Origin of the sequence: Limnohabitans sp. MMS-10A-178 (genome assembly GCF_003063375.1) — a bacterium.
Classification (GTDB): domain Bacteria; phylum Pseudomonadota; class Gammaproteobacteria; order Burkholderiales; family Burkholderiaceae_C; genus Limnohabitans_A.
Genome location: NZ_NERY01000002.1, coordinates 372,572 through 384,657 on the forward strand (window position 1 = coordinate 372,572; position 12,086 = coordinate 384,657).

The 12,086-nt window shown below is 49.5% G+C and carries 10 protein-coding genes; 6 read left to right on the plus strand and 4 right to left on the minus strand.

The window, feature by feature from the left end:
* Nucleotides 1–9 precede the first annotated feature (9 nt).
* The gene (locus B9Z32_RS10670) at nt 10–1,236 is read right to left on the minus strand and encodes an MFS transporter (protein ID WP_108421402.1); all 1,227 of its coding nucleotides are present in this window, start codon (nt 1,234–1,236) and stop codon (nt 10–12) included.
* Nucleotides 1,237–1,287: 51 nt separating this feature from the next.
* Between B9Z32_RS10670 and B9Z32_RS10675 the strand changes: the two genes are divergently transcribed.
* Nucleotides 1,288–2,457 carry a nitrate/nitrite transporter gene (locus B9Z32_RS10675; protein ID WP_108421403.1) on the plus strand — a complete coding sequence of 390 codons (1,170 nt, stop codon included), beginning with the start codon at nt 1,288–1,290 and terminating at the stop codon, nt 2,455–2,457.
* Between the two features lie 8 nt (nt 2,458–2,465).
* On the opposite strand, the gene B9Z32_RS10680 is transcribed toward B9Z32_RS10675, so the two are convergent.
* Nucleotides 2,466–4,253 carry an aminopeptidase P family protein gene (locus B9Z32_RS10680; RefSeq protein ID WP_108421404.1) on the minus strand — a complete coding sequence of 596 codons (1,788 nt, stop codon included), beginning with the start codon at nt 4,251–4,253 and terminating at the stop codon, nt 2,466–2,468.
* 120 nt (nt 4,254–4,373) lie between these two features.
* On the opposite strand from B9Z32_RS10680, the gene B9Z32_RS10685 reads away from it, so the two are divergent.
* Nucleotides 4,374–4,751, plus strand: a complete 378-nt coding sequence (locus B9Z32_RS10685; RefSeq protein ID WP_108421405.1) for a hypothetical protein — start codon at nt 4,374–4,376, stop codon at nt 4,749–4,751.
* 50 nt (nt 4,752–4,801) lie between these two features.
* Here the strand turns inward: B9Z32_RS10685 and B9Z32_RS10690 are convergent, their stop codons facing one another.
* Nucleotides 4,802–6,685 carry a prolyl oligopeptidase family serine peptidase gene (locus B9Z32_RS10690; RefSeq protein WP_108421406.1) on the minus strand — a complete coding sequence of 628 codons (1,884 nt, stop codon included), beginning with the start codon at nt 6,683–6,685 and terminating at the stop codon, nt 4,802–4,804.
* A 114-nt stretch (nt 6,686–6,799) separates the two neighbouring features.
* On the opposite strand from B9Z32_RS10690, the gene B9Z32_RS10695 reads away from it, so the two are divergent.
* Nucleotides 6,800–8,728: a PhoX family phosphatase gene (locus tag B9Z32_RS10695; RefSeq protein ID WP_108421407.1), complete on the plus strand. Its 1,929-nt coding sequence runs from the start codon at nt 6,800–6,802 to the stop codon at nt 8,726–8,728.
* 77 nt (nt 8,729–8,805) lie between these two features.
* Here B9Z32_RS10695 and B9Z32_RS10700 read toward each other — a convergent pair whose 3' ends face one another.
* Nucleotides 8,806–9,300, minus strand: coding sequence for a DUF2244 domain-containing protein (locus tag B9Z32_RS10700; protein ID WP_158268207.1), 495 nt, complete (start codon nt 9,298–9,300; stop codon nt 8,806–8,808).
* Nucleotides 9,301–9,550: 250 nt separating this feature from the next.
* Between B9Z32_RS10700 and B9Z32_RS10705 the strand changes: the two genes are divergently transcribed.
* The 3 genes from B9Z32_RS10705 to B9Z32_RS10715 all read left to right on the plus strand — a co-directional run bounded on the left by B9Z32_RS10705 (nt 9,551) and on the right by B9Z32_RS10715 (nt 12,023).
* Nucleotides 9,551–9,973 carry a rubrerythrin family protein gene (locus tag B9Z32_RS10705; RefSeq protein WP_108421409.1) on the plus strand — a complete coding sequence of 141 codons (423 nt, stop codon included), beginning with the start codon at nt 9,551–9,553 and terminating at the stop codon, nt 9,971–9,973.
* Between the two features lie 97 nt (nt 9,974–10,070).
* Entirely contained in the window at nt 10,071–11,420 is a 1,350-nt protein-coding gene (locus B9Z32_RS10710) for a (Fe-S)-binding protein (protein ID WP_108421410.1), read from the plus strand.
* 12 nt (nt 11,421–11,432) lie between these two features.
* Nucleotides 11,433–12,023, plus strand: a complete 591-nt coding sequence (locus tag B9Z32_RS10715) for a DUF3501 family protein (protein WP_108421411.1) — start codon at nt 11,433–11,435, stop codon at nt 12,021–12,023.
* Nucleotides 12,024–12,086 lie beyond the last annotated feature (63 nt).

Consider the following 12,086-nt stretch of genomic DNA (forward strand, 5'->3'; position numbering starts at 1 on the left):
CCCCAATTGTTAGGTGGCCAATTGGTTTCTGATTCTTTCTGAAGGCTGGGTGTTCATGGTCATTTGGAACAGGCCTGCAGCCAGGCCAATGGCCACGGCCAGTTTCCAAGCCAGATCGTAGTTGCCAAACAGGTTGAAGATATAGCCACCGCCCCATGCCCCTAAAAACGAGCCCACCTGATGGCTCATGAAGGCAATGCCAGACAGGGTGGCCATGAAGCGCAAGCCAAACAGGTGCACGATGAGTCCTGACACCAAGGGCACCACGCCCAGCCAAAGTGTGCCCAATACTGCGCCAAAAATCAGAGTAGTGGTGGGCGAAGGCGGGAAGGAAAAAAACATGAACAAGGCCAATGACCTGAGCATGTAAATACTGCCCAGCAGCATGCGTTTGGAATAACGATCGCCAAGCCAGCCAAACAAATATGACCCAATCACATTGAACAAACCCACTAAGGCCAAGGTGTTGCTGCCCACCGTAGGGTCCATGCCGCAAATATCCAGGTAAGCAGGCAAATGGGTGGTGATAAACACCAACTGCAAGCCACACACAAAAAACGCAATGGCTAGAACCCGATAACCTTTGTGGCCCAAAGCTTCAGTGATGGCATCAGTGGCCGATTGAGGCTTGCCAACCACCGCCTCTGGCTCAATTTGATCGGCCTTGGAGCCCCAAAAGGCAGCTGGCAACATGACGCAAGCCAAACCCAAAAATCCAATGGCAGCCATCTGCCAATTGAAATTGCCAATGAGGGACTGCGCCATGGGGGAAGCGATGGTCAAGCCCAAAGAGCCAATGGCAGAAACCGCACCCATGGCAGCGCCCCGCTTAAGGGGACTTACTGTTCGTGCAGTGATATTCATGGCAATGTTGGATGCTGTACATGACAAGGCAATGCCCACGCAAAAGCCAATGCCTAGCGTGACCATCCAAGCCGCATCGGCAAATGTCAAAAATAGCAGGCCAAGGATGTAAATTAAAACACCCACAAGCGCCACAGGCCGGGTGCCATATTTATCTGCCCAAATGCCAACCACGGGCTGCGTTGCGCCCCAGACAATATTTTGTAAGGCCACCGCCATTGAAAAATCTGCCGCAGTAATGCCGATGTCGCGAATCATGTGCGGCTGCAACAAGCCAAAACTCTGCCGCATCCCCATGGCCAAACTGAGCATAATGGCCGCACCACCCAAAATGCCCCATATTTGAAATTGTGAAAGTTCAGTTTTTTTCATGTTGATATGCAAATTATGGCGCAGATCAAATAATTGGGTTCAAGTATCTCAATGAAACAAACACCACGGCATGTTTTGCCCATCATTGTTTTGGCGCAATTTGCTGGCACTTCCTTGTGGTTTGCCGTCAATGCCGTCATGCCCGATCTGCAAATCCAAATGGGTTGGCCCGCATCGGATGTTGGCAGGCTGACCAGTGCTTTGCAATTGGGTTTTATTGCTGGCACCTTGGTGTTTGCAGTGCTGGCCATTGCAGACCGATTTTCTTCTAGGCGGGTTTTTCTCCTGTGCTCATTGGCGGGATCGCTTTGCACATTGGGGGCTCTTGCCCATGTAGACGATTTTTTGGCACTTTTAATGTGGCGTGCCACCACCGGATTCTTCCTCGCTGGCATCTACCCCGTGGGAATGAAGATAGCCTCGCAGTGGTTCCCCAAAGGACTTGGCGTTGCATTGGGTTGGTTGGTTGGGGCATTGGTTTTGGGCTCGGCCAGTGCCCATGGCATTCGCGCCTTGTCTAGCCAGTTGCCTTGGTCAACTGTCATGTTGAGCGTGGCTGGTTTGGCTGCAGCAGGCGGTCTCATGCTATTTGCGCTCATTCCAGAGCCTCCGCAAAAATCAATGCAAGTCAAACAACTGCAATGGCAAGCCTTGGCCAGTTTGTGGACAGATTGGCGCGTGAGATCATCGGTACTGGGCTATTTTGGTCACATGTGGGAGCTCTACACTTTGTGGGTGTTGGCGCCCCTCATCTTGGCCACTCGCTTTGAAGGGACGCAGCTTTCAATTGCGGCATTCTCGGTCATTGGCGTTGGCGCATTGGGCTGCATTTTGGGTGGCTTGGGGGCCAAACGGTGGGGCAGCGCCAAAGTGGCCACCCTTCAATTGGGCATGAGTGGTCTGTGTTGTTTGCTAGCCCCCTGGTTCATGTCTGCGTCGCTGGAATGGATGATGGCTTGGCTCCTCATTTGGGGCGTAACTGTTGCAGGCGATTCACCACAGTTTTCAACCCTCACAGCAAGCAATGCGCCGCCTCATGCCGTAGGCAGCGTACTGACCCTGACCAACTGCATTGGCTTTGGTATTTCAATTGTGAGCATTGAGCTGTTTACCAGCCTGGCCACTTGGCATGACTTGTCCACCCTTCTGCCATGGTTGGGATTGGGCCCTCTGCTGGGCATTTGGGCCATGCGTCCGCTACTGAAAAAGCAGATGCCGTAACTCTGTCGCTAAATGGCCCGACAAGCGTGTTCCAAAAATTGTAAATCTTCGCCTTGCAAATGGGGGCTCAGTTTTTCAAACACCCTCGCGTGATAAGCATTCAAAAAAGCCGTTTCTTCAACACCCAATAAGTCTTTTTGAACCACACGCGTGTCAATGGGGCACAAGGTCAAAGGTTCAAACTGGTAAAACTTACCGTGCTCAGTGGCGCAGTGTTCTTTGCAAAGCAAAATATTTTCGATGCGTATGCCATAACGACCCGATAAGTAAACACCAGGTTCGTTGGTCACCACCATTCCAGGCTCAATGGCTTGGTCTATCAAACCCACACCAATGCTGTGCGGGCCTTCATGCACATTGTTGAAATAGCCTACGCCATGCCCGGTGCCACAGGAGTAATTGACACCTTCATTCCACAAAGCCTGGCGGGCCAAAATGTCCAATTGCAAACCACGCGTACCTTGCATGAATATAGCAGCGGAAAGTCGCAACATGCCTTTCAACACCAAGGTGTAATGGCGCATCTGTTCATCGGTACATGGGCCACAAACAAAGGTGCGCGTGATGTCTGTGGTGCCATCGTCATACTGCCCTCCTGAATCGAGCAAAAAGAAGCCTTCAGGCTTAACAGGTGTCTCTGTGCCATCTTTCAAACCATAGTGCATCATGGCCGCATTGGGGCCATAGGCTGGAATGGTTGTGAAACTCAGGCCCCGAAATAAATTCAACTTGGCTCGCTCGCCATCAATCTGGTCGGAAACCATTCGTTCAGTCAAGTTGCCCGCGCCAACATGCTTGTAGAACCAATTCAAAAATCGGACCATGGCAATGCCATCGCGAACAAAACAGTTTTTCCAATTGTCCAATTCAATTGAGTTTTTAACTGCCTTCATGGCAATCGAGGGGGCCCGTTTTTCAATCAATCGACAATTGAAACTGCGAAGTAGCTTGAATGTGAGCAAATTGCTTTGCGCTGGATCAACCAACACTGCTTGTCCAGCCAAAGCCTTCAAGTCGTCAAAAAAGATGTCGTAAGGTTTTAACTCTACGCCCTGCTCTTTCAAACTTTGTACCAGGTCGGCAGAAAAACGTGGGAGGTGTGCATACAGAAAGGCACTCTGCTGTGCCACCACCAAATAAGCATGGAAGTAAGGCGATGTGGGTACATCAGTGCCGCGAAGATTGAGTAAATAGCCAATGTCGTCTAGCGCGTTTAAAACATGCACTTGCGCGTCCAACTTGCGCATTTGTTCTCGTACCCGATTGAGTTTGTCTTGCGCACTTTCACCTGCATAGGCCATGGCATGCGCAAACACATGTGCCATTGGAAAACCAGGTCGATCGACCCAAACGGCATCGACCAAGTCATGCTCTGTCTGAACACTGATACGTTTGGATTTCAATTTTTCTTCAATATCGGCCACAGCCTTGACCATCATGGTAGCCCCATAAAAGCCCAGCCGAGCGCCTTCAGGCAGATGCTCGGCCAACCATTGATTCCAAGGCAAGACATCGGGACGCCCTAAGTACACAATTTGAATATCGGTACCTGACAGCTCTTGCTCCGCTTGAAGCCAATATCGACCATCGGCCCAAACATAAGCAGCATCTTTTAAAACCACCATGGTAGATACCGAAGCTGTAAAACCCGACATAAACTGCCGCACCTTCCAGCGCGAAGGCATGTATTCTGAATTGTGCGGGTCTGAAGACGGCAACACCCAAGCATCGAACTGATGCTTCTCCATTTCAACGCGCAAAGCCTTCAACCGAGCTTGAACATCCACATGAGTCATATATTTAATTGGGGTCAGATCAACATTATTTTCTTGCCAACACTTTACACAAATTTCGGTTGAACCTATTTTTAATTGCCAAATTGCAGCATTCAGAACAGCCTGCTCTAAAATAGGATCATGACCCCCTCCAAAGCACCCAAGATTTTAAGAACCCTCGTGTTCATCGTGACAGGCGGCATTGCCCTGTTTGCCCTTTACATCTACATTGCGCTCAACTGGAGCTATTCAACCGGTGAGCGTGCCGGCTTTTTGCAAAAAGTGTCCAACAAAGGCTGGATTTGCAAAACTTGGGAAGGCGAACTTTCTTTGGTGGCCATGCCAGGTGCTGCGCCAGAAAAGTTTCTTTTTACAGTGCGCGATGAAGCAGTCGCTCAAAAAGTCAGTGCAGCCGCAGGCAAGCGAGTCACCCTCAATTACGAGCAACACAAAGGCCTGCCCACCACCTGCTTTGGTGATACAGACTACTTTGTGGTTGGGGTAACCGAAATTGAATAGATTTGATCATTTCAACATCGCAATCAATCTAGTGATTTAAGGCAAGCTACTTAAACCTGCGGCACAAATCCCAAAACTTCGCCATAAAACCTGAGTTCTGTTTCAAGCGAAGACACGATGGTGCTGGCCTGCCTAAACCCATGCCCCTCACCTTCATAGGCCACATAGGCATGCTTCAGACCGTTGGCCAAACAGGCATCCCGAACGGCTTCAGATTGCGAAGGCGGAACCACTTTGTCTTCCAACCCTTGGAAAATAACCAATGGCGAACTTAGTTGGCTCAAGTGCGTCAAGGGAGAGCGTTCAACGTACAAAGCTTTTGCGGCGGGGTAAGCGCCAATCATGGTGTCTAAATACCTAGATTCAAAATCGTGAGTATCGGTGGCCAGTGTGGTGCAGTCTGCTACGCCATAGTAAGAAGCACCTGCAGCAAATTTTTGGCTGCTGACCAATGCATTCAACGCTGTAAAGCCCCCTGCACTGCCGCCCCGAATGAGAACCTTGTTGTGCGCGCAAACACCCTGCGCAATGAGTGAGTCGACTACGGCCAATACATCTTCACAATCCACCACACCCCACTGCCCCCGAAGTAAATTGCGATATTCACGGCCATAGCCTGTAGAACCCCCATAGTTCACATCGACAACCGAAATTCCGCGTGTGGTGAAGTAGGCATACTTCATCGACAAAGTGGCCGTTGAATTGGCTGTAGGCCCACCATGTACAACCACCATGAGAGGTGGCTTTTCTGAAGGCTCATATTGAGGATGATGCGCTGCGTGCAAAATGGCAAAAACCTCACGACCATCTTTCCGCACTGCTTTAATTTCATGCGGCTTGGGAAAAAATGCTGCATCGATAGGCGCATTGATTGAAGTGACCACCGAAGCAACTCGCCAGCTGCGCAAATCAATTTCAATGAGCTGCGAAACCACATGAGCACTAGAACCTACGGCATAAGCCATGCGACCTGACGCGCTGAGAGATGGTTTGAAATCGGTCAAGTCGCAATGCAAGTCTTGCATCTTGCCAGTCTGGGGATTGACCCGCACCACTTTTCGAGCATCCACAGGGCCATGCACAGACAATATCTGTCCGTCTTCAAGCACAGACAATGCCCTCATTCCCAACTGCCAAAGCGGGAAGCCCCATTCACTTTTTTCTTCAATGAGGTGGTGCAATGGCCCTGTCAAATCTGCTTGCCAAAGATTCCACCAGCCACTTGCATCACTGATGAAATAGAGTTGATTGTTGGGACCCCATTCAGGTGACAAGCTAGAAGTATTTGTATTGCCTGCCAACACACGGACATTGTGCAAGTTGCCATTTTCTACATCGGCCACACGCACCTCGGTACCATCCCAAGGCATTTGTGGATGTTCCCAAGCTACCCAGGCCAAATAACGACCATCGGCTGAAAGCCTTGGATGGGCATAGAAATGAGAGGAAGAGTCTAGGCTTCGCAAACCACTTGGGCCCACCGCAACCAAATCTCTTTGAACTTTAGACTCGGCGTGCACTTCCCTAATGCACCAAATTTCTTCCCCCACGGCAATCATGTCGATGTAGCGATGGCTTTGGCCAATAGGAGGTTCAGGGCTGAAAGGAATAGGCTCGCCCATGGGTTCAGTGATGTAAATGCGCTGGTTTACCTTGTTTACAAAAGCCAGCATGGGCAGGCCATTTTGAACAAAGCCCAACCAACTGATACCACCATATTCGTGCACCTGACTTTTGGCACTCCATGGCGCTTTCAAAATATCGCCATGCTCCCGACTGACCACGAGAGTCCGTCCGCCCTCACTGGGCCTCACCTCATCCCACCATAAATCTTGTCCCACTGGCTGAGACCACATGATGCTGCTGCCAGCATGGGCTAACAAGCTGGCCGACAAAGGAGACGGCCAAGATCCAGGTTGTTGAATTGTTTTCATCTAAAAAATCTTACTAGGCTAAGGTTTCTGGTTTTGTCACACAATTGTCAACAAAATGGCATAAAAAGATATTAGCTACAACCTTATAAACCATCCCTCACCGAAATCAACACCATGGCAAAAGACTTTTCTTTGATGGAAGACAGCAACCGCTCTTCCAACCCCAGCATTCATGACGTGTCAGACACTTCGCGCCGCCAAGTGCTGCGAGGTGGCTTGGGCGCATTGGCCAGCAGCTTTTTGGCGCCACTTAGCGCTGTGGGCGCTGCTGCTGCCCTCACAGGCTGCGCATCCATGGGCAAGGTAGCCGCTGCCAAAATTGGTTTCAAAAGCGTGGCTATTTCTACTGCCGACAGCATCACAGTTCCTGAGGGCTATATTGCTCACGTCATTGCGCCTTGGGGCGATCCAGTGGGAATTGTGGGCCAAAATAATCCATTCAAAGACGACGCCAGCAACTCTGCTTCCGAGCAAGAAACACAATTGGGAATGCACCACGACGGCATTCATTTTTATGCCCTTGATGGATCTAGGCGTGGCTTGCTGGCCATGAACCACGAGTACGTGGACCACGGCTTGTTGTTCAAAGATGGCATGGCCAACTGGAGCGCCGAGAAAGTGCGCAAATCACAAGCTGCCCACGGCGTGTCTGTGGTTGAAGTTCAAGAGAAAGGCGGCAAGTGGGAGGTGGTCAACCCCTCCAAGTATGCCCGCCGCATTACGGCCAATACACGAATTGAACTAAGCGGCCCTGCTGCCGGTCACGCGCTCATGAAAACTGCTGCCGATCCATCTGGCAAAGTGGTTTTGGGTACCTTGAACAATTGCGCAAGTGGCATCACGCCATGGGGCACTTACCTCACCTCCGAAGAAAACTTCATCTTTTACTTCAGTGGTGGCGACAAAATGTCCGAACACGAGCGTCGTTGGGGCTTGAGAAAAGGTGGTGTACGTTACCGTTGGCACGAGCATGATGCACGTTTTGATGCCGTTCAAAACCCCAACGAACCCAACCGATTCGGCTGGATCGTTGAAATTGATCCTCAGAATCCCAACGCTACGCCCATGAAGCGCACAGCCATGGGCCGTGGCGCACACGAAGGCGCCACCATTGCAGTCACCAAAGACAAACGAGCCGTTGTTTACATGGGTGAAGATGCTCGCTTGGAATACATCTACAAATTTGTCAGCCGCGATGCCATCAAACCTGGTGGTGCTGCAGCCAACGCCACACTGCTTGACCATGGCACTTTGTATGTAGCCAAGTTCAATGAAGATGGCAAAGGCCAATGGATTGCCCTCACACACGGACAAGGTCCTTTGACTTCAGCCAATGGTTTTGCCGATCAGGCCGAAGTGCTTATCAAAGCACGCCAAGCCAGCGACCTTTTGGGCGCCACCAAAATGGACCGCCCTGAGTGGATTGACATCGACAAACAAGGCTGGGTTTACGCCACACTCACCAACAACAGCGACCGAGGTCGCAGTAATCAACCTGGCGTCGATGCGGCCAACCCCCGCGCCAACAACACCCAAGGCAACATCATTCGCTGGAAAGAAGATGTCGATTTCCACGCCACCACTTTTGCATGGAATCACTTCATCATGGCTGGCGATCCTTCATTGGCTCGTCCAGAAGCCAAAGGCAACATCAAGGGCGACATGTTCTCTTGCCCCGATGGCTTGTGGGTGGATGGCCGCGGCCTGATGTGGATTCAAACCGACATGTCCACCTCTGCCATGGGCAAAGGCGATCTCAAAAACTTTGGCAACAACATGATGCTTGCAGCCGATGTACTAACTGGTGAGGTTCGCCGCTTCCTGGTGGGCCCAGCAGGTAGCGAAGTGACAGGAGTAACAGAAACCCCTGACGGTAGAACCATGTTCGTCAACATTCAGCATCCAGGTGAAACGCCTAGCGAGCTTAACAACCCCGCCAACCCGCGCGCTATTTCTAACTGGCCAGAGCAAAAACCCACAGGCCGCCCCCGCTCCGCGACTGTTGTCATCCGCAAACAAGACGGCGGCATCATCGGTACCTAAAAATCAATTGGGGTCAAGTTAATTGGGGTCAGATCAACATTGTTTTGACTACCCCAAGCGATTCATGCTTTCAAGCCTCAATAACTGTGATTTGAAAGCAAGCGCGAAGAAATTTGCTTGGCAAGCAAAGGCCTCAAATTGGCATGCACATATCGGCCAAAGTAAGTGTCTTTTTGACCTTGCTTGAGTTGAATCAATTGATTCATGTGATCCAGTGTGTCTAATCGGGTTAAGGAACTCACAAACTGCATGTGGTTCAGCTTCAATCCAATTTTGCTCTCAACTTGAATGACATTGCCATTTAGCGTGAGGGTTTCGTAGTCGTTGGCATGAATGGCGTTGTAAATATAGGCTACCAGCAATACCGCTATTTCAACCAGAGAAAAAGGCAGTATGAGCGATGCGCCTACCCAATAAAAAGCAAAGCCAATGATCAAAGAAACAAGACCCAAAGCGCAGAATATCAAAGCCAACTGAGATGGTGATATTGAAATGTTGCGCTTGAGATGCCAACTCCAACTTGAGCCATCGTAGTTGCCCAGTACAGCTTGAGGAATGGGAGCAGTTTTCATGTTTGATTTTGATCTTTTTGATAATGTCATTATCTGGAAGTCAAAAAGAACAGATTTTGGAAGGGTAATTTCCGAATACCAAGAGTCAAGAAAAAAGCGACCAAGCATTGGTACAAACCCTAAGTCTATAGCCAGCTTTAATGAAGGCCATTGAATATCTCAATTAGACGTCAAAGCGGCAGCCCTATAAAGTTCGAGAGTCTTTGACAAATCGGTCAAAGCAATTGTTTCTAACTCAAGGAGATTAACCATGGCAGCACTCAAAGGCTCGCGCACGGAACAATGCCTGAAAGACGCCTTCGCAGGCGAATCACAGGCCAACCGTCGTTATTTGTATTTCGCAAACAAAGCTGACGTTGAAGGTCAAAACGATGTGGCAGCGCTTTTCCGCTCTACCGCTGAAGGCGAGACCGGTCATGCACACGGCCATCTGGAATTTTTAGAGCAATCTGGCGATCCAGCTACTGGCATGCCCATTGGCACAACACGCCAAAACCTGGAATCTGCTGTTGCTGGCGAAACCCACGAGTACACCGACATGTACCCTGGCATGGCCAAAACAGCTCGCGATGAAGGCTTCGATGAAATTGCTGACTGGTTTGAAACACTCGCCAAGGCAGAGCGTTCACACGCCAACCGCTATCAAAAAGCATTGACCGAATTGGTCGAGTGATTTGATGTGCTGAGTTACTGCACCCTTGGGTGCAGTAATTTCACAAACAGCTTGGTAAAGGCTTTTTGTGAAATTAACAATTGAATGAGGAAGTAGCATGGCCAAAGAAGGCAATCTTGAAGCCCCCACACGCCATCCACTAGATTGGCAAGGCGCAGATTTTTACAACGAAGAATCTTGCTTCAACGAACTAGAAAGAATTTTTGACATCTGCCACGGCTGCCGCCGCTGTGTCAGCTTGTGCGGCTCTTTCCCCACACTGTTCGATTTGGTCGACGAGAGCTCGACCATGGAAGTCGACGGCGTCGACAAAAAAGATTACTGGAAAGTAGTCGATCAGTGCTTCATGTGCGACCTTTGCTACATGACCAAGTGCCCCTACACACCGCCTCATGAATGGAACCTCGATTTTCCTCACACCATGCTGCGCGCTAAGGCCATCAAGTTCAAGAAAGGCGAAGTGGGCACTGCAGAAAAGCTCCTTGCCTCTACGGATGTTCATGGTTCACTGGCTGGCATTCCCATTGTGGTTCAAGCAGTCAATGCCATCAACAAGAGCAAAGCGGCTCGCGGCGTCATGGAGTCTACTTTGGGCGTTGACCAAAATGCCTGGCTGCCTTCTTTGGCAACACGAAAGTTCAGATCAAGCGCAGAAGAGTCAACCAGCATGAAGGTTGTCGATGGTGAGAAAACACCAGGCAAAGTTGCCATTTATTCAACTTGCTACATCAACTACAACGAGCCCGGCATTGGGCACGACCTTCTCAAAATTCTGAATCACAACGACATTCCCTATGTCATTGTTGATAAAGAAAAATGCTGTGGCATGCCCAAACTCGAACTGGGTGATCTCGATTCGGTCAAAGAATCTAAAGAAGCCAACATTCCTGTTTTGGCGCAGTACGCCAAAGACGGTTTTGCCATCATGGCCGCAGTACCCAGTTGTGCATTGATGTTCAAACAAGAAATTCCGCTCATGTTTCCCGATTGTGCAGATACCCAATTGGTGAAAGACAACATGTGGGATCCGTTTGAATATTTCATGGCTCGCAAACGCGATGGCTTGCTCAAAACTGAATTTCCGCAAGCACTGGGCAACGTGAGCTATCAAATTCCATGTCACGGTCGCGTTCAAAATATTGGACGTAAAACCGAAGAAATGCTGAAAATGATTCCTGATACAGAAATCAACACGATTGAAAGATGCTCTGGCCATGCCGGCACTTATGGCGTTAAAAAAGCATCACACGAAACTGCCATGAAAATTGGCAAGCCAGTTTTCAAGGCCATGGCCACCATGAAAGATGGCAGCAAGCCCGACTTCATCAGTTCAGATTGTCCATTGGGTGGCCATCACATTGCACAAGGTTTTGAAGTCAACAACTTAGGGGCACCCGAACTGAATCACCCTCTCACACTGGTGCGCAAAGCATACGGTTTGAAATAAAAAGGAACAATCATGCAATTGACTGGAAACATCACCGCAGAAAATTTAATGACATTGGAAGCCTATACCAAATGGCGCAAAGCCAACAAGGCCGATGTCATTGCACACCGTAAACTGAGAAGCATTCGCTTGGGCGAGCACTTGTCATTGCAATTTGAAAGCGAGACCACCATTCGCTACCAAATTCAAGAAATGTTGCGCATTGAAAAAGTCTTTGAAGAAGAAGGCATTCAAGATGAAATAGAAGCCTATGCGCCATTGGTACCAGACGGCACCAACTGGAAAGCCACCATGATGCTCGAGTACACCGACATCATCGAAAGAAAACGCGAACTGTCAAGACTCATCGGTATTGAAGACCGCATGTTCATTGAAATTGAAGGTCATCCCAGGGTCTATGCCATTGCCGACGAAGATCTCGATCGTGAAAATGACGAGAAAACATCAGCCGTTCACTTTGTGCGCTTTGAATTTGCACCCGCCATGTGCCAAGCTTTAAAAGCTGGTGCTGTAGCAAAAATAGGTTGTGATCACACCAACTACCCTGCTCACATTGAAATTCCTGCAGACACTCTAGCCAGTCTTGCTGGTGACATTCGCTGAAGAAATAATCTGAAGATCGGATTTTTTTGATCTGCATTGTTGATTCAGATTTCAACATTTAAA